We start from the raw sequence: 24940 nt of genomic DNA on the forward strand, positions 1-24940 counted from the left end.
GGCCGGCTTCCGGAACGAGCGCGACCAATGCCTGCAACTCTTTCGATCGAGAAAATTGCCGACTGGGCCGGCCGCCACCATCTCGCCGTCGGCGTGCTCGGCACGCTGATGTCGGTCGCGGCGCTCGGCATCAGCGCGGCGACGCTATGGGCCGCGCGCAGCGAGGTCGTGGAGCACGCGCGGGAAAACTCGCGCAACGTCGCCGCCGTGCTCGCGAGCGAGGTCGCACGCACCGTCGAGACGTCGAACAGCGCGCTCGCGTCGCTCGCGACCAATATTCGCAACCCGGCGATGGCCCGCATGAATGCCGGCTTGCGCCATGATCTGCTGTTCGAGCGCACGGCCGCGCAATACGTGACCGGCATGGGCGTGACCGACCGCTACGGACGACTGATCGACGGCTGCTGCGGCCCGTCGCACCGCTGGGATTTCAGCGATCGCGACTACTTCAAGGTCCATCGCGATTCGGACAGCGTCGGCCTCTACGTATCCCAGGCGTACCGTGCGCGCTCGCGCGGCGGCACCGAATCGATCGCGCTGTCGCGCCGCATCGAGCGGCCGGACCATACGTTCGAGGGCATCGCGGTGGTCGCCATCGACCTCGCGTATTTCGACCGGCTGCTGTCGCGCCTGAACGTCGGGCCCCACGGCATCAGCGCGATCCTGCGCGCCGACGGCACGATACTCGCGCGCAACCCGCCGCTGAGCGATGGCCAGATGGTGCGCCTGCGTCGCTCGAAGGCGTTCGAACGGATGGTGCAGCACGAATCGGGCTTCTACGCGGCGCGCTCGAGCATCGATGGGACCTTGCGACTGTATACGTACCAGCAGGTGCCGGGCACGCCGCTGATCGCGGTGGTCGCGCCGGCCGAACAGGACGTGCTGGCCGACATCACGCGGCTGTCATGGAAGGTCGGCGTGTCGGCGTCCGTGATCGGTGCGCTGTTCTGCGCGGTCATGTGGCTGCTCGCGTTCGCGCTGCGCGACAACCTGCGCAAGCAGACGCTGCTCACCGACCTCACCCGCACCGATCCGCTGACCGGCCTGCACAATCGCCGCGCGCTCGACGCAGCGCTCGCCGACGAATGGCAGCGCCTGCAGCGCGGCAACGACGGCAGCCTGTCGATGCTGTTCATCGACGCCGATCACTTCAAGCAGTACAACGACCGCTACGGCCATGCGCAAGGCGATACCGCGCTGCGTTTTCTCGCCGAATGCATCCGCGCCCATACGCGACGGCGCGGCGATCTGGCCGCGCGCTACGGCGGCGAGGAATTCGTCGCCGTGCTGCCCGATACTGACGAAAGCGGCGCGGCGACCGTCGCGGAAGCGATTCGCGGCGCGGTGGAGCGCAACTGCCTCGACGGATTCGACGCGACGATGCCCGCGTTCACGGTCAGCATCGGCTGCGCGACCGCGCATCGCGGCCACCCGAAGTCCGTGCAGGCGCTGTCGCATCACGCGGACCTCGCGCTCTACACGGCGAAGCGCCAGGGCCGCAATTGCGTGTGCCGCGCGGACGCGAAATCGTTTGCGCAACCGGCTTGACCGTACCGCTTCGATCGTTCGTTTGAGCATACGCGACCCGCAAACGATTGGGCGATTCACACCCCCATATCCTTCATGTACCGTGCGCGCCATCCGGAACGCTATCGAATTACATGACAGGATGTGCAAGATGAGTAACAAGCCGTTGACCATTCGCGCGAAGTTGATGCTCGCGTTCGGGGTTCTGACCTGCGTCGTGCTGCTGGTGTCGGTGCTCGGCATCGTCTCCCTCAGCCGCGCGCATGGGAGGTTCTCGGACTACGTGAACGGCATCAACGCGCGCGCGACGCTCGCCGACCGCGTGCACGTCGCGGTTGACCGGCGCGCAATCGCCGCGCGCAACATCGTGCTCGCAGGCTCCGCGGCCGACGTCGAACACGAAAAGGAGGCGGCGCTGCAGGCGGACCGCGACGTCGGCACCCTGCTTCGCCAGTTGCGGCTCGCCGTCGGCCCGGGCACCGACGCGACCGACAAGGCGCGCGAACTCGTCAGACAGATCGACACGGTCGAGGCCAGCTACGGGCCCGTCGCGCGCGCGATCGTCGATGCCGCCGTGAACAACCGGCGCGATCAGGCGATCACGATGATCGACGAACAGTGCCGCCCGCTGCTGGTCCGGCTCGTCGCCGCGACCGACGCCTTTGCGACCTATTCGCGCGAGCGGGCCGCGCAGCTCGTGACCGACTCGGGCAACCGCTATACGTCGCAACGGCTGCTGCAGATCGCCATCTGCCTCGCCGCGGCGGTCGGCGCGATGGTGGCCGGCTGGGCGATCGCGCGCGACCTGGTCCGCTCGCTCGGCACCGAACCAGTGATGCTCAACGGCATCGCGCAGCGCATCGCGGCCGGCGACCTCGCCGGCAACGCCGCGAGCGCCGCCGCACCGCGCGGCAGCGTGCTGGCGTCGATGCACGAAATGCAGGCGAACCTCGTGCGGCTGATCGCGCAGGTCCGCGCCGCGTCGAGCAACGTCGCGGCGGGAGCGAGCCAGATCGCGTCCGGCAACGTCGACCTGTCGTCCCGCACCGAACAGCAGGCCGCATCGCTGCAGGAAACCGCGTCGAGCATGGAGCAATTGACGTCGACCGTGCGGCTGAACGCCGACAACGCCCAGCAGGCCAGAGCGCTGGCCGACAACGCGTCGCAAGTCGCACAGCGCGGCAACGTCGCGGTCGGATCGATGGTCGAGACGATGACCGACATCAGCGCCGGCTCGGCCAAGATCGCCGATATCACCGGGATCATCGAAAGCATCGCGTTCCAGACCAACATCCTCGCGCTGAACGCGGCCGTCGAGGCGGCCCGCGCCGGCGAGCAAGGGCGCGGCTTCGCAGTGGTCGCGAGCGAGGTCAGAAGCCTCGCCCAGCGCTCGTCGAGCGCCGCGAAGGAAATTCGCGAGCTGATCTCGCATTCGGTGGAGAAGATCGAAGACGGATCGCGCCTCGCGAACCACGCGGGCGACACGATGAGCCAGGTGACGCAGGCCGTCGCGCGGGTCACGGACATCATGGGCGAGATCGCGGCGGCGTCCAGCGAGCAAAGCCGCGGCATCGAGCAGGTCACGCTGGCGATCACACAGATGGATGAAGTCACGCAGCAAAACGCCGCGCTCGTCGAGGAAGCGGCCGCCGCATCCCGATCGCTCGAAGAACAGGGCAGCCAGCTGGCCAACGCAGTCGCGCTGTTTCGACTCGATGAGAGCGCAGCCCACGCGTAGCCGCACGCGGCCGGTTCATACTGGCCGCAAACGTTTTGCAGCACGAATTCACCAAATAGTGAGCATTCGGCCGCGTCGACCGCGACGCGCAACAATTCCTTAACGGCCGCGTCACGATCGCGCTCGACAATCCGCCATCTTCGACCTTCAGGATGGAGTCCGCATGATCGTGTCACCCCGCCGTTTTCCGCTGCACGTCGCAGCACTCGCGAGCGCGCTCGCACTGGCCGCCTGCGGCGGCGGCGACGACGTCGCATCGACCCCGGCGACCAGCGCCGCGATGCCGGCACCGCCGGCCGACCCCGGCTTCGTCGACAGCGCACCGGTGCCGAGCGTACCGGCGTTCGTCGACAACATCGCGACCAACCAGCGCGGCGACGCGCGCTATGCGACGTTGTCGACCAACGCCGCGGTGCGGGTCGTGAGCCGCTTCCTCGATCTGTGGCAGCCGTCGACGATGATCGTCGACGCGGGCGTGAACGCGCCGGCCAACGGCGCGTTTCCGGCCGTGGTGGCGTCGACGTGCTCGGGCCTGCCCAGCAGCGGCACGCCGTGCGGCACGATTCTGAACGGCACGGTGCTCGCCGCCAACGTTCAATACGTGGTCGACGCAACGACCGCACGCACGCAGCAGCAGGCCGATGCGGCCTACTTCGACGACCGGCGCGGCAAAGGCTACAGCGTGACCGACGGAATGGGCCCGCTCACCGACGCATGGCGCACGGCCGCGCAGCAGACGACCAGCATCACCAGCGTGCCGGCCGATGCGACCACGGTGCTGTACAACGACGCCGGCAACAACACCGGCGTCGGCAGCAGCACCAACGCGAACTTCGGCAAGGTCGTCGATCTGCTCAACGAAATGGGCACCAACGCGTCGACCGAACCGTCGAAGCGCTTCTATAAATATGCGCGTCCGTACCGCTGGAGCGCCGCGGTCGCCGTCGCGCCGACGCTCGTGCCCGCCGAAAGCGCGACGCCCGCCACCGACGGCGGCTTCATCAGCGGCCACGAGGCCGAAGCGATGCGCGACGCGACGACGATGGCGTGGCTCGTGCCGGAGCGCTTCCAGGAGATGGTGAGCCGCGGCCTCGAACTCGGCGAGAACCGGATCCTCGCCGGCATGCATTCGCCGCTCGACGTGATCGGCGGCCGCATGCTCGCGCTGGCCATCAGCGCGGCGAACCTGACCGCCTACGCGAGCGACGCGCAGGCCGCGTACGGCCAGGCGCACCAGGCGCTGCAGCAGCTCACGGGAACGACCGACGCGACGTTCGCCGCGTTCGCGCATTCGGGCACCACGGCGACCGACCGGTTCGCCGATTACACCGCGAACCGGGCCGCGTTCCTGCGCCGCCTGACGTTCGGCTTCGGCGCGATCGAATCGACCGACGCGCCGCCCGTCGTGCCCAAGGGCGCCGAGGTGCTGCTGCAGACGCGCTTCCCGTACCTGAGCGCGGACCAGCGGCGGGTCGTGCTGAAGACCACCGAGCTGCCGTCGGGCTACCCGGTGATGGACGATGCGGAAGGCTGGGGCCGCCTGAACCTGTTCACCGCGGCCGACGGCTACGGCACGTTCAACGGCAACGTGGTCGTGTCGATGGACGCGTCGCGCGGCGGCTTCTACGCGGCCGACCAGTGGCGCAACGACATCGGCGGCGCCGGCAAGCTGACGCTGCAAGGCACCGGCACGCTGACGCTCGCCGGCAACAACAGCTACACGGGCGGCACGCAGGTGAACGGCGGCACGCTCGCCGCGGCGTCCGCGAGCGCGTTCGGCAACGGCGACGTGTACGTCGGCGCGGGCGGCGGCGTCCGGATCGCGGCGGCCGCGCCGGTCACGATCGCGACGCGTTACACGCAGCTCGCGAACACGACGCTCGAACTCGACGTCGACGGCCACGGCGGCGGCCGCCTGCGCGTCGGCGGCCCGCTCACCGTCGCCGGCGGCACGCTTCACGTGAAGTTCGTGAACGGCTATGCGCCGAAGGCCGGCGACACGATCGCGCTGATCGACGGCGGGGCGCTCGCCGCGAAGTTCGCGACGGTGACGGTCGACGGCTTCAAGGCAACGCCGGTTTATACGGCTACGGGCGTGTCGGTGATGTTGTCGGCGTCCTGATCGGCGGTCCAGCCTCAGCGTGCCGCGCGGCCGTCGCGAGCACGCTGTGTGCGGGTCCCCATTTCATACCGGCCGGCACGCGCCTTGCTCGTCGCGACACGATCCACGGCATCTCCGAGGTATCGACGTGACGAGCCCATCAGCGCGCATCCATATCGGCATTTCCGGCTGGCGCTACGCCGGCTGGCGCGGCACCTTCTACCCGCAAGGGCTGAAGCAGGCCGACGAGTTGCGCTACGCAGCGAGCCGGCTGCAGACGATCGAGATCAACGGCACGCATTACAGCCTGCAATCGCTCGCTAGCTGGCGGCGCTGGTACGACGAAACGCCGCCCGGTTTTACGTTCGCGGTGAAAGGCGCACGCTATCTGACCCACATGCTGCGGTTTCGCGACGATACCGCGACGGTCGCGTGCGCGAACTTTTTCGCGCAGGGGCTGCTTGCGCTCAACGACAAGCTCGGCCCGCTCCTCTGGCAATTTCCGCCGTCGCTGCGATTCGACCCCGACCACATGGAACACTTCCTGGGCCTGCTGCCGCACGATACCGAAGCGGCGCTGGCGCTCGCGCAACGGCACGACGGGCGGGTCAGGACGCCCTATCTCGAGATCGACCGCAAGCGCGCATTGCGTCACGCGATCGAAGTGCGTCACGCGAGCTTCGTCGACCCGGCGTTCGTGGAGCTGCTGCGCCGGCACGCGGTCGCGCTGGTCGTGTCGGATTCGACGGAACCGTGGCCGCAGTTCGAGGACCTGAGCGCCGACTTCGTCTACATGCGGCTGCACGGCACCGAGACCAAATATTCGGGCGAGTACTCGGACGAGTCGCTCGACCGCTGGGCGCAGCGCATCGAAACGTGGAGCCGCGGCGCGCAGCCGGCCGACGCGCGCCTCGCCGCACCGGACCTCGCGCCGCCGCGCGCGCATGCGCGCGCCGTCTACTGCTACTTCGACAACGATACGAAGACGCGCGCGCCGTTCGATGCGCGGCGCCTGATGGCGCGCCTCGGCGTGCGGGCGCACGACGCGGCCGCCGCAGAAGACAGCGCGCCGCAGGCTGAATCGCAACCGCAAGGAGAAGAACGATGACCCTGCTCATCTATCTGGTCGGATGGATCATTTTCATCGGCGGCGTCGCGTGGGGCTTGATCGCGCTGCACGTGTCGCAGCATGTCGTCGAGATCGTCGCCGTGATCCTGTTCGGCATCGCGGTGATCACGGGCGCCACCCGCGCGCGCAGCCGCGATCGCACCTAGGCGCGCGCGTCACGCGGCGTCGAGATAGGCGGCAAGCGCGTCGGGGCTCGCGGACGGAAACCCATCGGACAGATGCGCGAGAAACGCGGACACGCGCGCGCTCAACAGCCGCCGCGACGGATACAGCGCCCATAACGCGATGTCCGGCCCCGGCACGTCGCCCCAGCTGACGAGCGTGCCGGCCGCGAGGTCACCGCTCACGAGCGACACCGGCAAGCACGCCGCGCCGAGCCCGAGGCGCACCGTATCGCGCACCATCACCAGCGACGACAGCCGCGCCACCGGTTCGAACGCGATGCGGGCGGGCCCGGCCGGCCCGATCACGTCCCACGCGGTGCGCAGGTCGTCCGCGGTGCGCACGACGGCCGGCGCGGCCGCGCCGTCGCCGGGCCGCGCGAGCGCCGGCGTCGCGACGACCGCCAGCCGGTCGCGCAGGAACACGCGCCCGATCAGCGTTGCGTCCGGGTCGGGGTTCACGCGGATCACGAGGTCGTAGCCTTCTTCGATCATGTCGACCGGCTGGTCGTCGGTCGTCACTTCCAGTCGCACCTCCGGATACTTCAACGCGAACGTCGCGACGAGCTTGCCCATCGCCAACTGCGAGAACAGCATCGGCGCGCTGATGCGCAGCCGGCCGCGCGGCCGCTCGCCGCCCGACGCGATCGCGGCGGCGCTGGCTGGGTGAGTGGGGAGCGTTGGGGGCGGTGCTGGCGCGCTAGCGCCTGCGCCGATGCGGCGATACGCCGGGACGCGCTGGCATGCGATGCGCGGTAAGGCGATGCGCCGTGCTGCGACGCGGTGCGGGTGGTCTGATGCGGCTGAACGCTGTCGAGCCGGTCGTCATCGGCAGCCGGTTCGCGGCGATCGCCGCGACCGATCCACCACCGCGATGGGCGCGATCGCCGCCATCACGGCAAAACGCCCCGCGCATCGACCACCCCACATCGCCGCATTCGCGACCCAAGCAGCCGCGTGACGGCCTCCCTATAATCGGACCTTTCGCCGCGTTCGCGCGCGATGACGCAGCACTTCCCATTCCGAGCAACACCCTTCGCCTCTGGAGACGAGATGACCCTCCCCGCCGTTCCGTTCGCCGAATCGTTCGATCTCGAAGCCGCATTCGACGACGTATCCGAATACTGGTCGCCCAAGGTGGTCGCGCAGGTCAACGATCAGTACGTCAAAGTCGCGAAGGTGCGCGGCCGGCTCGTGTGGCACGACCATGTCGGCGAAGACGAGCTGTTCTTCGTCGTGCGCGGGCACCTGAAGATCGAGTATGAAGGCGGCCGCGTCGTCGATCTGCCCGCCGGCTCGATGCACGTGGTGCCGCGCGGCACGCTGCACAACCCGATCGCCGAAGAAGAATGCTGGATCGTGCTGATCGAGCCCGTGCAGACGAAGCACACCGGCGACGTGCAGTCGCCGTTGACGCGCACCCTCGACGAGCAGCTCGGTCAGCCGCAGCCGCGCTGAATTCGCGCGCGTCGCGGGCAGCGCAAGCCAGCGCGCGACGGGCGGTGCACGCGGTTCGATAGCGCGCGCCCGCAGCGAACGCGCGTCCCGTTACCGCGGACATCATATGTATCCAGCACGCGGGTACGCGCACGCGGCACCGCGAGCTGGTCGCGGCTCGGGCGGCCGGCGCTTCGGGCGCACGCTGCCGCACGCTGCCGCACGCAGTACCTCGCGCAGCACCTCCCGCAGCAAGCCCCGCCAACCGCCCCGCCCGCCTCAGCCGCGCACCGCCGCGATGCCGTCGAGTTCGCGCATCGCATCGTCCGGCAGCGTCAGCGCGCCGGCGGCCAGATTCTCGCGCAGATGAGCGACCGACGACGTGCCCGGAATCAGCAGGATGTTCGGCGCGCGGCGCAGCAGCCACGCGAGCGCGGTCTGCATCGGCGTCGCGCCGAGCCGCGCGGCGACCGCGTCGAGCGTCGACGACTGCAACGGGTTGAAGCCGCCGAGCGGAAAGTACGGGACGTACGCGATGCCGTCGCGTGCGAGCGCGTCGATCAGGCCATCGTCGTCGCGATGCGCGAGGTTGTAGTGGTTCTGCACGCACGCGATGTCGCAGATCCGCCGCCCTTCGGCGATCTGCGCTGCCGTCACGTTGCTCAGCCCGATGTGCCGCACGAGGCCCTGCCGCTGCAGTTCGGCGAGCGCGCTCAGCGGCGCCTCGATCGAGCCTTCGGCCGGCCCGTGCACGTCGAACATGATGCGCAGGTTGACGACGTCGAGCACGTCGAGGCCCAGGTTGCGCAGGTTGTCGTGCACGGCCGCGGCGAGCGCGTCGGCGGAGAAGGCCGGCAGCCACGACCCGTCGTCGCCGCGCATCGCGCCGACCTTGGTCACGATCAGCAGATCGTCGCGATACGGGTGCAGCGCGTCGCGAATCAGCTGGTTCGTCACATGCGGGCCGTAGAAGTCGCTGGTGTCGATGTGGTCGATACCCGCCGCCACGGCTTCGCGCAGCACCGCGAGCGCCGCGTCGCGATCCTTCGGCGGCCCGAACACGCCGGGCCCGGCCAGCTGCATCGCGCCGTAACCGAGACGGTGAACGCGCCGGCCGGCGATGGCGAACGTGCCCGATTGAACGATGGGGGACATGATCGTGCTCCTGTTTTCGAATGACAGAACGCAGGTTACGCCGCCTCGCACTGCGCGATAACCCGTCATAATCTGCACGACCTGTACGAAAGGACGAACAATGCAAGTCGATCTCGGCGATCTGAACGCGTTCGTGGCGGTGGCGCGCGCGAAGGGCTTCCGCGAGGCCGCGCGGCTGGCCGATGCGAGCGCGTCGGGGCTCAGCGAGGCGGTGCGCCGGCTGGAGGCGCAATTGGGGGTCCGGCTGCTGCACCGGACGACGCGCAGCGTGTCGCCGACCGAAGCCGGCGAGCGTCTGCTGGCGCGGCTCACGCCCGCGCTGAGCGAGGTGCAGGCCGCGCTCGACGTGGTGAACACGTTCCGCGAGCGGCCGGTCGGCACGCTCAAGCTCAATGTGCCGACCAGCGCGGCGCGGCTCGTGCTGCCGTCGATCATCCCGCGCTTTCTCGACGCGTATCCGGAGATCCGGCTCGACATCGTCGCGGACGAGAGCTTTGTCGATATCCTGGCAGCCGGCTGCGACGCCGGCATACGCTACGACGACCGCCTCGAACAGGACATGATCGCCGTGCCGATCGGTCCGCGCTCCCAGCGCTTCGCGACCGCCGCGGCGCCCGCCTATCTCGCGCGGCGCGGCCGGCCGGCCCATCCGCGCGAGCTGCTCGACCACGCGTGCCTGCGCGGCCGCTTCGCGAGCGGCGCGATGCCGGCTTGGGAGTTCGAGCGCGACGGCGAAGTGGTGCGCGTCGAGCCGTCGGGGCCGCTCGTCGTGCAGATCGGCGGCGCCGTCGATCTCGTCGTCGACGCCGCATGCGCGGGCGTCGGCATCGTCCACCTGTACGAAGACTGGCTCGCGCCGCAGCTCGCGAGCGGCGCGCTCGAGCCGGTGCTGGACGCGTGGTGGCGGCCGTTCTCCGGCCCGTATCTGTACTATCCGGGCCGGCGCTTCGTGCCCGCGCCGCTGCGCGCCTTCGTCGACTTCATCAAGGCCGACGCAGCGTAGCGCATGACGCGGCGCGGGTGTCCCCGCCCGCGCCCGCCTTCCGCCCCACAAGCCCCCCACCTCTACACAAGCCGCACCGCCAGCGCCGCCACGAGCGCCGGCAGCATCACACACGCGCCGATCGCCAGAAACTTCCCCGCGCTCACTTGCAGCCCGTCGCGCCGGATCGCCGCGAGCCACAGGATCGTCGCGAGCGAGCCGGTGACGGACAGGTTCGGCCCGAGATCGACGCCGATCAGCAGCGCATCGACCACCGGCTGCGGGCTGTGCGCGACGCCCACGATCGCGCCGGCGACGAGCCCCACCGGCAGGTTGTTGACGAGGTTCGACGCCAGCGCGATGGCGACGCCCGACGCAGCCGCCGCATGCGCCGTACCGCCGGCCGTCAGCGCGCGCAGCAGCGCCGCCAGCGCATCCACCGCGCCGGTCCGCTCGAGCGCCTCGACCAGCACGAACAGTCCGGCCACGAGCGGCAGCACGCTCCACGAAATCGCGCGCAGCGTCGGCCCGCAGGCCGCGCGATCGCGCGCCAGCACACAGGCCGCGGTCAGCGCGCCGGCCAGCGCGGTCGGCAACCCGAGCGGCCGGTCGAGCAGCGACACGATCATCAAGGCGGCGGCCGTCGCCGCGATGCCGGCCAGCGCGATGCGCGCGCCCGCGCTCAGCGAGGGCACCGGCAGATCGCGCGCGCAATGGCCGCGCAACGCGTGACGCTGCGTCGCGCGCAGCATCGCGTAGGTGCACGCGATCGACGCGACGGACGGCAGCGCGAAGCGTGCGAGCCAGGTGCCGAGCGCGGGCATGTGCGCACCGTACAGCACGAGATTCGCGGGGTTCGAGATCGGCAGCACGAAGCTCGCCGCGTTCGCGACGAACGCGCAGACGTACAGCAGCGGCAGCGGGTCCGTCTTCGCGCGGCGCGCGGCCGCGAACACGGCCGGCGTCAGCACGACGGCGGTCGCGTCGTTCGACAGGAACACGGTCGTGACGGTCCCGACCAGATAGACGAGCGCGAACAGCCGCCGCGGCGAACCGCGCGCGCCGTTCACGACGTGGGCCGCGACCCAGTCGAACAACCCCTCGCGCCGCGCGACTTCGGACAGCAGCATCATCCCGGTCAGGAACAGGTACACGTCGCCGCCTTTCGCCACGGCCGCGAGCGCCGCGTCGGCGGGCAACAGGCCGAGAGCGACCAGCAGCACCGCGCCGGCCACGGCCCAGATCGCCTCGGGCCAGCCGAACGGCCGCACGATCACGCCGGCGGTCGCGAGCGCGGCGATCGACCACGCGAACGGAGCGGAATTCATCGGCATATCGGGCGGCAGCAATGCATCGACGCGCGGCTCATCGCGATGCGATCGGCAAGTCGGCCGGCTCACCGCCGTCCGCGCCGCCCGGCGGCTTGCCGCACGCCGCGCGCAGCGAGCGCGCGTACCCGAGCCACAGCGCGAGCGAACCGGTCGACACCGCGCCCAGCACGACGAACGCGACCGGATAACCGTAATGCTGCGCGAGTACGCCGCCGAGCGCCGGGCTGAGCGCCGCGCCGATGCCCTGCACGGTCGCGACCGCGCCCTGCCCGGCGTTCACGTGGCCCGTGCCGTCGAGCAGGCGCACGACGAGCGCCGGCACGACGACGCTTTGCAGGCCGGCGCCGATCCCGTCGAGGATCTGCACCGGCCACACGCCGGCCTCGCTCATCAGCGCGGCCGCGAGCACGCCGCGCAGCGGCAGCGCCAGATACGACAGCAGCAGCACGCACCAGTATCCGTGCGCACGAATCAGCCGCGGCGCGCACCACGCCGCCGCGATCATCACGCATTGCGCGATCACGATGGTCTGCGCGGTAAACACACTCGGATCGCTGCGGTGCGCGGCGACGACGCCCATCCCGTACAGCGGCAGCATTGCCGCGTTGCCGAGATGGAACAGCGCGAGCGACGCGCTGAGCAGCACCAGCGGCCGGTTCGCGGCCACCGAGCGCCACGCGCGCGCAGGCGGCGCCGCGCCGCCGCCCGAGCGGCCACGATCCGACGCCGGCTCGCCGCGCGCGCGGCCGGCTGCGTCGTCCGGCATCGCGAGGCCGCGCGCGCACGCATGGTCGATCGCCCGCGCCGGAATCGCGCACGCGCTCGCGATCGCGAGCACCGCGAACGCGGCGACGAGCGCGAACACGGCATCGAATCCCGCGTGCCAGCCGAGCCAGCCGGCGAGTGCGGCGCCGACCACGTTGCCGGCGTGATTCGCCATCTGGTTGCGGCCGAACTGGCGGTCGAAGCCCTGTCTGCGCGCGATGCCGAGCGTCATGCCGGCGATGGCCGGCGCGAGCGCCGCGCCGCACACGGCGGCCACGACCTGCGATGCGGCGACGGCCGCGTAGCCGTCGGCGAAACGCAGCGTCATCGACGCGAGCGCGGTCGCGGCCGTCGCACAGACGATCAGCAGCCGCTTCGCGCGCAGCGCGTCGACGAGCGCGCCGGCGGCCGGCGTCGCGGCCATCGCCGCGAGCCCGGCGAGCGTCATCACGGAGCCGATCGCGTCGGCACTCCACCCGCGCGACAGCAGGATCACGCCGGCGAACGGGCCGATCCCGGCCTGCACGTCGGCGATGAAGAAGTTGAGCGCCTCGAGCGGGCGCGCCGGTCGCATGGTCGCCACGCGTTCAGTCGGCCGGCGCATCGACGAGCTCGGCGATCTCGACGACGTCGATCGTCGTGCCGTGCGGCGTGACGACCGCGTCGCCCCACACCTGTACGTGCGTGCCGGGACGCAGGTAGTCGGCGAGTTCGGCGGCCGCGTGCGGCGGCATGCGCAGCGCCGCGCCGCTCGTCAGCAGCGCGCCGTTGCACTCGCCGCGCGGGCCATGCAGCGCGAACGCGATCTGGCCGCACACGTCGATCGGCTCGCGTGCGGGATGCGGCCGCGCGTGCGGTTCGGGGCCGGGCCCGGTATCGACCAGCTCGGCGCCGTCGCGAGCGGTCAGCTGCACGGCCGACACCATGTCGGCGCCGCGCGGCTTGACGCCGCGCACGCGGATGCGATCACCGCACGCGACGTGCCGTACCAGCGCGCGGCCGAGATGCGGCGGCACATGAACCTGCAGTTGGCCGTCGAGGATCAGCCCGTCGACTTCGCCATGCGGGTTGAGCAGGAACTGCGTGACGCGGCCGCGCGTTTCGGGCAGGCACGCCGGATCGATCCAGTGCATCGTGGGGTCCTCATCGGGGTGTCGCCGCAGGCGTCGCACCGAGGGCCGCGGCACACGCTGCGGCGGCCGGGCGGCGCGCAGCGTCGAACGCGCGGCGACGGAGGCGTGACGGACCGCGACGACGGGTTGCGGTCCGCCTCTCTTTGCAAACGCCGTGCCAGTGCGCACGGGCCCGCGCGGCCGTGCGGCGATCGCGGCGGTCACGCCCCAGGTGTCGGAAAGACGGACAGCAGCAGCCGGTCGGTGTCGGGAAACCCGACACCCGCTGCGCCGTTCAGTCGTCGCGCTCGATGCCGAGGCTCGCCATCCGCGCGTACAGCGACTGACGGCCGATGCCGAGCTGCCGCGCCGCCTGCGCGCGATTGCCGTTTGCGAGCGCCAATGCGCGCAGGATCGCGGCACGCTCGACCGTCGCGAGCGCATCGGGCAGCGGCAGATCGAACAGGTACGCGGGCAGCGCGTCGTCGGGCGCCGCCGACGCCGGCGCTGATGCCACGCCGAGCGCGAGATCGGCCGCGCCGATCGCGGGCCCGGGCGCGAGCGCAGCCGCGCGCTCCATCACGTTGCGCAGTTCGCGCACGTTGCCGGGCCAGCGGTGCGCGAGCAGCGCGCGCTGCGCATCGTTGGTCAGATGCAGCGCACGCGCGCCGGCCGCGCGCTCGAGAAAATGCGCGGCGAGCGGCAGGATGTCGGCGACCCGCTCGGCGAGCGGCGGCAGATGCAGCGGGATCACGTTCAGCCGGTAGAACAGGTCTTCGCGGAACGTGCCGTTCGCTACCGCGGCCGCGAGGTCGCGGTGCGTCGCGGCCACCACGCGGAGGTCGATCGTCGTCGGACGGTCCGCGCCGAGCGGCGTCACCTGACGCTCCTGCAGCGCGCGCAGCAGCTTCGCCTGCATCGCGGCCGGCATGTCGCCGATTTCGTCGAGGAACAACGTGCCGCCGTCGGCCTCGACGAGCCGCCCCGCGCGATCCGCATGCGCGCCGGTGAACGCGCCGCGGCGATGGCCGAACAGTTCGCTCTCGAGCAGCTCGGCCGGCACGGCCGCGCAGTTCACCGCGACGAACGGCCCGGCATGCCGCGCCGACGCCGCGTGCAGCACGCGCGCGGCCACTTCCTTGCCGGTGCCGGTTTCGCCGGTGATCAGCACCGTCGCGTCGCTGGTCGCGGCGCGGCCGAGCTGCTTCTGCACATCGCGCATCGCGGCGCTCGCGCCGAGCAATCGCGGCCGGTCCGACGCGCTCTCGCCCGCGAACCGGGCCGGTTCGGCGTCGCCGGCCGGCAGCGGCGCATGCGCGGACACGATGCGCTCGAGCAGGCGCGCGATGTCGTCCCGCCCGACCGGCTTCGTCAGATGATCGAACGCGCCGAGCCGCATCGCGTCGATCGTGTTGTCGCTGGTCGCATGGGCGGTCAGCATCACGACCGGAATCGCGGCGAGCGCCGGGTCGTCGCGCAATTGCGCGAGCACCGCGAGGCCGTCGAGGTCCGGCAGCCGGAAGTCGAGGAACACGCAATCGACGCGCGCGCCGTCGCGCAGCGTCGCGAGCGCCGCGCGCGCGGATGCGGCCTCGACGACCCGATGACCGAGATCGCCGAGGGTTTCCGCGAGGCCGTCGCGGAATGCGGCGTCGTCGTCGACGATCAGGATGCTTGCCATGGGATCTCGATCACGAAGGAAGCGCCGCGCGGCGTCGTGTCGACCCACGCGCGGCCGCCGTGCGCCGCGGCCACTTCGCGCACGACCGCGAGGCCGAGGCCGGTGCCGTCCGCCCGGCCCGTCACGAACGGCTCGAAGATCCGCTCGCGCTGCGCGTCGGGAACGCCTGGCCCCGTATCGGACACCGTGAAGCGGAGCATCGCGCGCCCGTCGGCCGTCGAGCGCGCGGCCGCGACCGCGACCGCACCGCCGTCGCCCGCGTGGCGCAGCGCGTTGAGCAGCAGGTTGTCGAGCGCACGGCGCATCTGCTCCGCGTCGAACGCCGGGCCGTCGGCGGGCGCCGCGAAGCGCTCGCCCCGCCCGTCGGGCGTGCACGTCACGGCGATGGATTGCCGCTGCGCGAGCTCGCGATGCGCATCGACCACCTGCGGCAGCCACGTGTCGATATCGACGCGCGTCGCGTGCGGGCTCACCGGCTGGGTCAGCGCGAGCAGGCCCGACAGTTGTGCGTCGATGCGGGCGATCTGCGCGAGGATGATGCGCAGCGCCTCCTGCTGCCGGCTCACGTCGCCGGCGAGCGCATTCTCCGCCTTCAGCCGCATCGCGCCCATCGGATTGCGGATTTCGTGCGCGAGCTGTGCAGCCAGCTTGCCGAGCATCGCGAAGCGCTCGGCCTGCACGAGCCGCGCGCCGAGTTCGCCGGCCTGCTGCTGCAGGCGTTCGGCCCGTCGCGTGCGCGCGTTGAACGCGTCGATGATGCGGTCGAGATCGGGCTCGCCCACGCGCGGCAGCTGCGCGTCGCGGCCCTCGGTCGACAGCGCCGCCTCGATGCGGCCGAGCTTGCGGTTCCAGCCGCGCAGCGCGAACGCGAGCGCCGCCGCGATCACGAGCAGGACCGCGAGCACCGCCGCCAGCGCCGTCGCGAGCAACTCGCCATGCCGGCCGAGCGGCGGATGCGCGCGGGTCAGCATCCACGCGAACAGCCCCGGCATGCCGGGCACCGGGCAGGCGGCCGCGACGACCGCGTCCTGCGCGCCTTCGACCACGCTGGTCGACGCGATGCCGATCGCCGCGCTCGCGCGCAGCGTCCGCACGATCAGCGGCGTTTCGGCCTCCGGGACGTCGCGCTTGATGCCGCTGCCCTGATAGGTCGGAAACGCATACGCGACGAAGCGGCCGTCGGCGTCGGCGCCGCTGCGCGTCCAGAAGCCGCCTTCGACGTCCGGCGTGCGGGCGAGCACGATGTCGAGGACGGCGTGCATCCGCTCGGCGTCCGGTTGCGCGCCGGGCGGCGAGCCCGCGCCCGCGTAGCGCGACGCGACCGCTGTACACGCCGCCGCGGCCTGGGTGCGCGCATCGGCGACCTGCTCGCTCGCGGCGGAACGCGTGACGATCCACACGAGCGCGACGAGCGTCGCGCACAGCACGGCAACGAGTGCCCACAACATCACGAGCTGGTTGGAAAACGACGGGCGCTTCATGGGGTCCGGCGGGGTTCCGGCGAAAAGGCGATCGCGACAGGATAGCGTAAAGCCTGCCGACCACCCAGGCGCGGGCCGGGCCGGGCTGGCGCGTCGGGCCCCCGCCGACGCGCCCGCGCCGTCAGCGCCGGTTCGAGCGCGACACCACGTCGATCCACACGGCCAGCACCAGCACCGCGCCCTTCACGATCATCTGCCAGTACGCGTCGACGTCGAGCATCGACATCCCGTTGTCGAGGCTCGCCATCACGAGCGCGCCGATCAGCGCGCCGTACACGGTGCCCGACCCGCCGCGCATCGACGTGCCGCCGATGAAGCACGCGGCGATCGCGTCGAGCTCGCCCATCGTGCCGGCCGACGGCGAGCCGGCCGCGAGCCGCGCGGTGTTGACGATGCCGGCAAACGCGCACATCAGCCCCATCAGCGCGAAGATCGCGAGCTTCACGCGATCGGTGTCGACGCCGGACAGGCGCGTGGCCTCCAGGTTCGAGCCGACCGCATAGATGCGCCGGCCGAACACCGTCTGCGTCGCGATCCACGAGAACGCGCCGAGCAGCGCGAGCAGCAGCAGCACCGGCACCGGAATGCCGCCGTAGCGATCGAGCGTCGCGACGAACGCGAACAGCACGGCGCCGGCGCCGACGACCTTCGCGACGTCCTGCCACGGCGGCACGACCGCGAGCCGGTAGCGGCGCCGCGTGCCGCGCTGCCGCACGACCAGCAGCGCGACGAGCGCGAACAACAGCACCGCGAGGCCGTCGCCCACCGCGCGCGGCAGATAGCCCTGGCCGAGGAACACGAAGCCGTCGGACACCGGCGCGATCGTCGAGCCGCCGGTCACGCCGAGCAGGATCCCGCGGAACGCGAGCATCCCGCCGAGCCCGACGATGAACGACGGCACGCGCCGATAGGTCGACCACCAGCCGTTGAACAGCCCGACCAGCACGCCGAGCGCGAGCACCGCCGGCACCGTCGCGGCCACCGGCCAGTGGCGGTTGACGTCGAGGATCGCCGCGACGCCGCCGAGCAGCCCGAGCAGCGAGCCGACCGACAGGTCGATCTCGCCGGCGATGATGACGAACACCATCCCGCACGCGAGCATGCCGGTGATCGACATCTGCCGCAGCAGGTTCGACACGTTGCGCGGCGTGACGAACGCGCCGTCGGTCAGCACCGAGAAGAACGCCCAGATCGCGACGACCGCGAACAGCAGCGCGAGCACCTTGTAGCGCACGAAGATCTGCCGCAGCGGATGGCCGCGCAGGCGGCGCGCGTCGGCGTCCGGCGGCACGGCGGAAGAGGAGGAAAGTTCGGTATTCATGTCGCACTCGCTGCAATGGGTTCGGCCGGACGCCGCGCGGGCTTCAGCGCGGCGCCGAGAATCTGTTCCTGCGTGAGACCGTCGTTCGCGAAATCGCCGCGCAGCTCGCCTTCGCCGATCACCAGCACGCGATCGGCGAGCCCGAGCACTTCCGGCAGCTCCGACGACACGACGATCAGCGCGACGCCGCGCCGCGCGAGCGCGAAGATCAGCCGGTAGATCTCGGCCTTCGCGCCCACGTCGACGCCGCGGGTCGGCTCGTCGAGGATCAGCACCTGCGGGTCGGCGAGCAGCATCCGCGCGAGCACCGCCTTCTGCTGGTTGCCGCCCGACAGGCTCGCGATCGGCAGGAACGGATGCGCGGCGCGCACCGACAGCCGCTGCATCTCGGTGCGGATCGCGTCGAGCTCGGCGGCCGCGTCGATCCGGCCGCGCGTGGCGAACCGGCGCAGCACCGACAGCGTGATGTTGTGGCCGACGCCGAGCTGCGGCACGATCCCGTGACGCTTGCGATCCTCGGGCACCATCGCGATGCCCGCGCGGATCGCATCGGCCGGCGAGCGGATCGCGAGCGGCCGGCCGTTCATCCGCACGGTCGCCGTGCTCGCCCCCGGATACGCGCCGAAGATCGCCTGCATCAGCTCCGTGCGGCCCGCGCCGACCAGCCCGGCCACGCCGAGGATCTCGCCGCGCCGCACGCTGAACGACACGTCGTCGACGCGCTTGCGGCGCGGGTTGGCGACGTCGTGACAGGTCACGTTGCGCGCTTCGAGCACGACCTCGCCGATCTCGTGCGGCTCGCGCGGATACAGGTTGCCGATGTCGCGCCCGACCATCATCGAGATGATCCGGTCGGTGCTCAGCGCGCGCATCGGCTCGGTCGCGACGTGGCGGCCGTCGCGGATCACGGTCACGGTGTCGCACACCGCGTCGATCTCGTCGAGCTTGTGCGAGATGTACACGCACGCGACGCCGCGGCGCTTCAGGTCGCGCACGATGTCGAGCAGGATGCGCGTTTCCGCGGCGCTCAGCGACGACGACGGCTCGTCGAGGATCAGCAGCTTCGCGCGCTTGTTGAGCGCCTTCGCGATCTCGATCAGCTGCTGGTGGCCGCCGCCGTAGTTCATCACCGGCTGCGCGACGTTGATCGCGTCGATGCGCAGCTCGCGCAGCAGCGCCTCCGAGCGGCGCACCATCTCCGCGTAGTGCATGCGGCCGCCCGGCAGCGTGATCTCGTTGCCGAGGAAGATGTTCTCCGCGACCGACAGCTCGGGCACGAGCATCAGCTCCTGGTGAATGATCACGATGCCCGCGCGTTCCGTGTCGCGCACGCCGGACGCGACGAGCGGCGCGCCTTCCCAGCGGATCTCGCCGTCCCACGTGCCGTGCGGATACACGCCCGACAGCACCTTCATCAACGTCGACTTGCCGGCGCCGTTCTCGCCGCACAGGCCGACGCATTCGCCGGGGCGCACGGTCAGGTCGATGCCGTCGAGCGCCTTCACGCCGTCGAATGCCTTGACGATGCCGCGCATCGTCAGCAAGGGTTCGGTCATACGTTCATTGCCTCGCAATCGGCACGCGGCCGCGCACAGGGCCGGCCGCGTGCAGCGCGCCGCGCGCGCCGTTACTGGCTCGCCAGCTGCGCCTGGGTGTAGAAGCCGTCCTTCACGACGATGTCGACGTTGCGCTTGGTGAGCAGCGTCGGCTGCAGCAGCACCGTATCGACCTTCTTCCTGCCGTTGTCGTACTGCGCGTTGAACGCGGGCTTCGTGCCCTTCGCGAGATCGACCGCGAGCTTCGCGGCTTCGCTCGCGATCAGCTTCAGCGGCTTGTAGACGGTCATCGTCTGCGTGCCGCCGATCACGCGCTTGACCGCGGCGAGATCCGCGTCCTGCCCGGACACCGGCACCTTGCCGGCCAGATGCTGGGCGGCGAGCGCCTGGATCGCGCCGCCGGCGGTGCCGTCGTTGGACGCGACGATCGCATCGATCTTGTTGTTGTTGGCGGTCAGCGCGTCCTCGACGATGCGCAGCGCGGTCGAGGCGCTCCACTCGGGCACCCATTGCTGGCCGACCACCTTGATGTCGCCGCGATCGATCGCCGGCTTCAGCACCTTGAGCTGCCCTTCGCGCAGCATCTTCGCGTTGTTGTCGGTCGGCGCGCCGCCGAGCAGGAAGTAGTTGCCCTTCGGCTTCGCGTCGAACACGCCCTGCGCCTGCAGTTCGCCGACCTTCTCGTTGTCGAACGAGATGTAGGCGTCGACGTCCGCATCGAGGATCAGCCGGTCGTACGACACGACCTTGATGCCGGCCTTCCTCGCTTCGGCGACGACGTTGCCGAGCGTCTTCGAGTTGAACGGCACGATCACGATCACGTCGACGCCGCGCGAAATCAGGTTCTCGATCTGCGAAATCTGCCGCTCCTCGCTCGCATCGGCCGACTGCACCGACACCTTCGCGCCGAGCTTGGTTGCCGCCGCAACGAAATAGTCGCGGTCGCGCGACCAGCGCTCGACGCGCAGATCGTCGATGCAGAAGCCGATCTCGGGCTTGTCCTTGCTCGCATGCGCGAGCGGTGCGCCCAGTGCGAGGATCGCCAGCGCAGCGGCGCCGGCAAGCGAACTCAATACGGTACGACGCGTCACGGATTGCATGTCTCCACTCCTTGTTATGGAACCACCTTACGAACGCCGGGCGGCCGTCGGAACGGGCCGCCCGCATCGAGTCGTCGCCGGGCGCGTCATGCGCCCGTCGCGAACACCGGTTCGAGCGCGCGGTACAGCGCGCGAAACGTCGGCCGCCGCACGTCGCGATACCACGCGTGCCGCTCGCGATCCGGCTCGCGCACCGCGACCACCGGCGGCTGCGGGCACACGTCGTCGAGCGACGCGGCGGGCTCGCACGCAAGCTGCGCGAGGCGTGCGGCGCCCAGCGCCGGGCCGACTTCGCCGCCCTCGCGCAGCGTCAGCGCGCGGCCGCTCAGGTCGGCGAGCATCTGGGTCCAGTACGCGCTGCGCGAGCCGCCGCCGATCACCGTGATGTGCTCGGGCGCGAGACCTGCCGCATGCAGCGCGTCGATGCCGTCGAGCAGCGCGAAGCCGACGCCTTCGAGCGTCGCATTGGCCAGATCGGCGCGCCGCGTGTCGGGCGTGAGCCCATAGAACACGCCCTTCGCGTTCACGTCGTTGTGCGGCGTGCGTTCGCCGCTCAGATACGGCAGGAACCACGGGCGCGCGTCGCGCGCGTTCGCTTCCGCGTCGGCGAGCAGCGCCGCCACGCCTTCGTAGCCGGTCAGTTGCGCGGTGAAGTCGATGCAGCCGGCCGCGTTCAGCATCACCGACATCAGATGCCACGTGTCGGGCAACGCGTGACAGAAGCTGTGCACGGCCGACTCCGGGTTCGCGCGAAAGCCGTCCGACACCGCGAAGTACACGCCCGACGTGCCGAGCGACAGCAGCGCATCGCCGGGCCGCACGATGCCGACGCCGACCGCGCCGGCCGCGTTGTCGCCGCCGCCCGCCACCACCGGGATCTCGCGCAGGCCGAGCGTGCGGGCCACCGCCGGCAGCAGCGTGCCGGTCACGCGATTGCCTTCGAACACCGTCGGCATCTGGGCGCGCGACAGTCCGCACGCGGCGAGCAGCGTGTCGTCGTAGTCGCGCTTCGCGACGTCGAGCCACAGCGTGCCGGCCGCATCCGACGCATCGGTCGCGAACGCGCCCGTCAGCCGGTAGCGCAGATAATCCTTCGGCAGCAGCACGTGGGCGATGCGCGCGAACACGTCCGGCTCGTGACGGCGCACCCACAGCAGCTTGGGCGCGGTGAAGCCCGGCATCGCGATGTTGCCGGCCACCGCGCGCAGCGTCGGTGCGGCGCGTTCGAGCTCCGCGCATTCCGCGTCGGCGCGGCCGTCGTTCCAGAGGATCGCGGGGCGCAGCACGTCGCCGTGCGCGTCGAGCAGCGTCGCGCCGTGCATCTGGCCGGTCAGCCCGAGCGCGACGATGTCGCGCGCGTCGATGCCGGCCGCGCGCGCGTGGGCGACGAGCGCCGCGAGCGCGCCGCATGCGGCGTCCCACCAGTCGCCCGGCGCCTGTTCGGACCAGCGCGGATGCGGCCGGCTCACCGTCAGCGCGTGGCTGGCGGATGCGCGCACCGCGCCGTCGCGGTCGAGCAGCACCGCCTTCACGCCCGACGTGCCGAGATCGAGTCCGATGTACATGGCGTCAGCGCAGCGCGTAGATCGCCTGGTTCACGATGTTCTCCAGCCGCTCCTGCGCGCCGCTCACGTGCTGCGGGTTCACGCCGCGCGCGAGCGCATCGTCGGCGAGCGACTGCAGCGTGTAGCCGCCCGACAGGATCTTGCGGCCGAACGCGTCGTCCCACTGCGCGTAGCGCTGCCGGCGCAGCGCGTCGAGCCGGTCGTTCTCGACCAGCACCGCCGCGCGTTCGAGCGCGAGCGCGAGCACGTCGATCGCGCCGACGTGGCCGTAGAACAGGTCTTCCGCCGCGACGCTCTGGCGCCGCACCTTCGCGTCGAAGTTCATCCCGCCGGTCGTGAAGCCGCCGTGCCGCAGGATCTCGTAGAACGCGAGCGTCAGCTCCTCGACGCTGTTCGGGAACTGGTCGGTGTCCCAACCGTTCTGCGGATCGCCGCGGTTCGCGTCGACGCTGCCGAACACGCCGAGCGCGAACGCATTCGCGATCTCGTGATGGAACGAATGGCCGGCGAGCGTCGCATGGTTCGCCTCGATGTTCACGCGGATCTCGTCCTGCAGGCCGTACTGCACGAGGAAGCCGTGCACCGTGGCGACGTCGTAGTCGTACTGGTGCTTGGTCGGCTCCTGCGGCTTCGGCTCGATGAGCAGCGCGCCGTCGAAGCCGATCCGGTGCTTGTGCTCGACCACCATCGACAGGAACCGCGCGAACTGGTCGCGCTCGCGCTTCAGATCGGTATTGAGCAGCGTCTCGTAGCCTTCGCGGCCGCCCCACAGCACGTAGTTCTCGCCGCCGAGCCGGTGCGTCGCGTCGAGCGCGTGGCGCACCTGCGTCGCGGCCCATGCGAACACGTCGGGGTTCGGGTTGGTCGCCGCGCCGGCCGCGAAGCGCGGATGCGAGAACAGGTTCGCCGTGCCCCACAGCAGCCGCACGCCGCTCGCCTGCTGGCGCTCGCCGAGATAGTCGACCATCCGCGCGAAATTCGCTGCGTACTCGCGCAGGTTGTCGCCTTCCGGCGCGACGTCGGTGTCGTGGAACGTGTAGAACGGCGTGCCGAGCTTCGAGAAGAATTCGAACGCGGCGTCGGCCTTCATCCGCGCGCGCTCGAGCGGGTCGCCCGGCTGCTGCCAGGGCCGCACGAAGGTGCCCTGCCCGAACATGTCGTGGCCCGGCCAGACGAACGTGTGCCAGTAGCACACCGCGATGCGCAGATGCTCGGCGAGCGTCTTGCCGAGCACGTGCTTGTCGGGGTCGTAGTGGTGATAGGCGAGCGGGTTGTCCGACTGCGGACCTTCGTAGCGAATCGCGGGAATGTGTTCGAAATACGACATGGCGTCTCCATCCGGGGTCGTGTTGCAGCGCAGCGCGCCGGGGTGGCGCGCGCAGCCGAATTCGATCTGGCTGGATCGTGCCCGCGCGCCTGCCGGCCGGCAATTGCGAAATTGCGCAGCACGCTTAACGTTTCTTGCCAGCCGCGCACGCGCGGCGCGCGTTCCGTCCTACAATCGCCGGACACCAGACGAACGCGCGCCGCCCGCGGCGCGCCCCGGAGACAACGGCGCGGCGCCCCGGCGGCGCCCGCCCCGACACCGACATGACCCGCGCCCCTTCCGCCCAGACACCGCACCGCATCGCGCTGCTGTTCAACGCGAACAAGGTCTACGACCGCGAGATCATCAGCGGCATCGGCCAGTATCTGCACACGACGCGCGTCGTGTGGGACCTGTTCCTCGAAGACGACTTTCGCTGCCGGCTGGCCGGCATCGAGCGCTTCGACGGCGACGGGATCATCGCGGATTTCGACGATCCGGCCGTGGCCGATGCGCTCGCCGGCTCGCCGCTGCCGGTCGTCGCGCTCGGTTCGTCGTACGAGGACCCGGCGCAATACCCGCAGGATGTCCCATATATTGCGACCGACAATCCGAAGCTCGTGTCGCTCGCCTATACGCACCTGATCGGCGCGGGGCTCGCGCACTTCGCGATGTACAGCCTGCCGGCCGCGCAGGAGAACCGCTGGGCGCAGCAGCGCGAACTCGCGTTCGACCGCCTCGCGCGCGCAGACGGCCTCGATGCGCCGATCTACCGCGGCGTGTCGACGAGCGCATCGGGCTGGGATCACGCGATCGAGCAGCTGATCGGCTGGCTGCGCGAGCTGCCGAAGCCGGTCGGCATCATCGCGGTGACCGATGCGCGCGCGCGGCATCTGCTGCAGGCGTGCCTGATCGCCGGCATCGCGGTGCCCGAGCAGGTCGCGATCATCGGCATCGACAACGATCCGCTCACGCGCACGCTGACGCGCATTCCGCTGTCGTCGGTGATCCAGGGCACCGAGGAAATGGGCCGCACCGCGGCGCACCTGCTGCACCGGATGCTGCGCGGCGCGCGGTTTCCCGGGCAGCGCATCCTCGTGCCGCCGGTCGGCATCAACGTGCTCGAATCGACGCGCCATCAGCCGCTCGCGAGCCCGCACGTGATGCGCGCGCGGCACTTCATCCGCCAGTACGCGTGCCAGGGGATCAAGACCGAGCAGGTCGCCGACTATGTCGGCGTGTCGCGCTCGCTACTCGAAGATCATTTCCGGCGCGAGCTGCAGCGCACCGTGCATCAGGAGATCCTGCGTCACAAGCTCGAGGCCGCGCAGGCGCTGCTCGCGGCGCGCGATGCGCCGAGCGCGGAAGTCGCGATCCGCTGCGGCTTCACGTCGTTGCAATACATGTATGCGGTGTTCCGCCGCGAACTCGGCTGCACGCCGCGCGAATACCAGGAGCGCGCGGCGGCCGCCCACTGAATTCACCGCCACCA

Annotated in this window: 19 protein-coding genes and 1 pseudogene; 8 read left to right on the forward strand and 12 right to left on the reverse strand. The window is 70.9% G+C overall.

What is annotated here, in order from left to right:
- Positions 1-27 precede the first annotated feature (27 nt).
- The 5 genes from EX20_RS11675 to EX20_RS32500 all read left to right on the forward strand — a co-directional run bounded on the left by EX20_RS11675 (position 28) and on the right by EX20_RS32500 (position 6641).
- A complete protein-coding gene (locus EX20_RS11675; RefSeq protein WP_034193631.1) occupies positions 28-1548 on the forward strand; it encodes a GGDEF domain-containing protein in 1521 nt (506 codons plus the stop codon).
- 130 nt (positions 1549-1678) lie between these two features.
- On the forward strand, positions 1679-3265 hold the full coding sequence (locus tag EX20_RS11680) for a methyl-accepting chemotaxis protein (RefSeq protein WP_034193674.1): 1587 nt from the start codon (positions 1679-1681) through the stop codon (positions 3263-3265).
- A gap of 163 nt (positions 3266-3428) precedes the next feature.
- Complete coding sequence (locus tag EX20_RS11685) at positions 3429-5387, forward strand: phosphatase PAP2 family protein (RefSeq protein WP_034193632.1); 1959 nt, start codon at positions 3429-3431, stop codon at positions 5385-5387.
- A 127-nt stretch (positions 5388-5514) separates the two neighbouring features.
- On the forward strand, positions 5515-6474 hold the full coding sequence (locus tag EX20_RS11690; RefSeq protein ID WP_034193633.1) for a DUF72 domain-containing protein: 960 nt from the start codon (positions 5515-5517) through the stop codon (positions 6472-6474).
- Positions 6471-6641: a hypothetical protein gene (locus tag EX20_RS32500; protein ID WP_014726148.1), complete on the forward strand. Its 171-nt coding sequence runs from the start codon at positions 6471-6473 to the stop codon at positions 6639-6641. The genes EX20_RS11690 and EX20_RS32500 overlap by 4 nt, the downstream gene beginning before the upstream one ends.
- Before the next feature lie 9 nt (positions 6642-6650).
- Here EX20_RS32500 and EX20_RS11695 read toward each other — a convergent pair.
- Positions 6651-7316: pseudogene (locus EX20_RS11695) on the reverse strand (substrate binding domain-containing protein); the annotation flags it as partial.
- Between the two features lie 393 nt (positions 7317-7709).
- On the opposite strand from EX20_RS11695, the gene EX20_RS11700 reads away from it, so the two are divergent.
- Positions 7710-8114 carry a cupin domain-containing protein gene (locus tag EX20_RS11700; RefSeq protein ID WP_011880494.1) on the forward strand — a complete coding sequence of 135 codons (405 nt, stop codon included), beginning with the start codon at positions 7710-7712 and terminating at the stop codon, positions 8112-8114.
- A 258-nt stretch (positions 8115-8372) separates the two neighbouring features.
- Here the strand turns inward: EX20_RS11700 and EX20_RS11705 are convergent, their stop codons facing one another.
- Positions 8373-9248 (reverse strand): aldo/keto reductase family oxidoreductase, encoded by an 876-nt coding sequence (locus EX20_RS11705; protein WP_034193634.1) that lies wholly within the window; start codon positions 9246-9248, stop codon positions 8373-8375.
- 100 nt (positions 9249-9348) lie between these two features.
- Between EX20_RS11705 and EX20_RS11710 the strand changes: the two genes are divergently transcribed.
- The gene (locus EX20_RS11710) at positions 9349-10251 is read left to right on the forward strand and encodes a LysR family transcriptional regulator (RefSeq protein WP_014726152.1); all 903 of its coding nucleotides are present in this window, start codon (positions 9349-9351) and stop codon (positions 10249-10251) included.
- Between the two features lie 62 nt (positions 10252-10313).
- On the opposite strand, the gene EX20_RS11715 is transcribed toward EX20_RS11710, so the two are convergent.
- The 10 genes from EX20_RS11715 to xylA all read right to left on the reverse strand — a co-directional run bounded on the left by EX20_RS11715 (position 10314) and on the right by xylA (position 23469).
- Positions 10314-11558 carry an arsenic transporter gene (locus EX20_RS11715; RefSeq protein ID WP_034193676.1) on the reverse strand — a complete coding sequence of 415 codons (1245 nt, stop codon included), beginning with the start codon at positions 11556-11558 and terminating at the stop codon, positions 10314-10316.
- A gap of 37 nt (positions 11559-11595) precedes the next feature.
- Positions 11596-12900, reverse strand: coding sequence for an MFS transporter (locus EX20_RS11720; protein ID WP_034193677.1), 1305 nt, complete (start codon positions 12898-12900; stop codon positions 11596-11598).
- A 13-nt stretch (positions 12901-12913) separates the two neighbouring features.
- Positions 12914-13459, reverse strand: coding sequence for a hypothetical protein (locus EX20_RS11725; RefSeq protein WP_014726155.1), 546 nt, complete (start codon positions 13457-13459; stop codon positions 12914-12916).
- A 274-nt stretch (positions 13460-13733) separates the two neighbouring features.
- The gene (locus tag EX20_RS11730; RefSeq protein ID WP_034193635.1) at positions 13734-15119 is read right to left on the reverse strand and encodes a sigma-54-dependent transcriptional regulator; all 1386 of its coding nucleotides are present in this window, start codon (positions 15117-15119) and stop codon (positions 13734-13736) included.
- The gene (locus tag EX20_RS11735; protein ID WP_034193636.1) at positions 15104-16600 is read right to left on the reverse strand and encodes a sensor histidine kinase; all 1497 of its coding nucleotides are present in this window, start codon (positions 16598-16600) and stop codon (positions 15104-15106) included. The genes EX20_RS11730 and EX20_RS11735 overlap by 16 nt, the downstream gene beginning before the upstream one ends.
- 121 nt (positions 16601-16721) lie before the next feature.
- Entirely contained in the window at positions 16722-17921 is a 1200-nt protein-coding gene (locus tag EX20_RS11740; protein WP_034193637.1) for a sugar ABC transporter permease, read from the reverse strand.
- Positions 17918-19477, reverse strand: a complete 1560-nt coding sequence (gene xylG / locus EX20_RS11745; protein ID WP_011880503.1) for a D-xylose ABC transporter ATP-binding protein — start codon at positions 19475-19477, stop codon at positions 17918-17920. The genes EX20_RS11740 and xylG overlap by 4 nt, the downstream gene beginning before the upstream one ends.
- A gap of 71 nt (positions 19478-19548) precedes the next feature.
- Positions 19549-20577: a D-xylose ABC transporter substrate-binding protein gene (gene xylF, locus EX20_RS11750; RefSeq protein ID WP_014726158.1), complete on the reverse strand. Its 1029-nt coding sequence runs from the start codon at positions 20575-20577 to the stop codon at positions 19549-19551.
- Between the two features lie 86 nt (positions 20578-20663).
- The gene (gene xylB, locus EX20_RS11755) at positions 20664-22142 is read right to left on the reverse strand and encodes a xylulokinase (RefSeq protein WP_011880505.1); all 1479 of its coding nucleotides are present in this window, start codon (positions 22140-22142) and stop codon (positions 20664-20666) included.
- Between the two features lie 4 nt (positions 22143-22146).
- Entirely contained in the window at positions 22147-23469 is a 1323-nt protein-coding gene (gene xylA / locus EX20_RS11760) for a xylose isomerase (RefSeq protein WP_014726160.1), read from the reverse strand.
- Positions 23470-23732: 263 nt separating this feature from the next.
- Between xylA and EX20_RS11765 the strand changes: the two genes are divergently transcribed.
- Complete coding sequence (locus tag EX20_RS11765; RefSeq protein WP_034193638.1) at positions 23733-24926, forward strand: XylR family transcriptional regulator; 1194 nt, start codon at positions 23733-23735, stop codon at positions 24924-24926.
- Positions 24927-24940 lie beyond the last annotated feature (14 nt).

This window comes from Burkholderia sp. WP42 (assembly GCF_000745665.1).
Taxonomy (GTDB): Bacteria; Pseudomonadota; Gammaproteobacteria; order Burkholderiales; family Burkholderiaceae; genus Burkholderia; species Burkholderia vietnamiensis.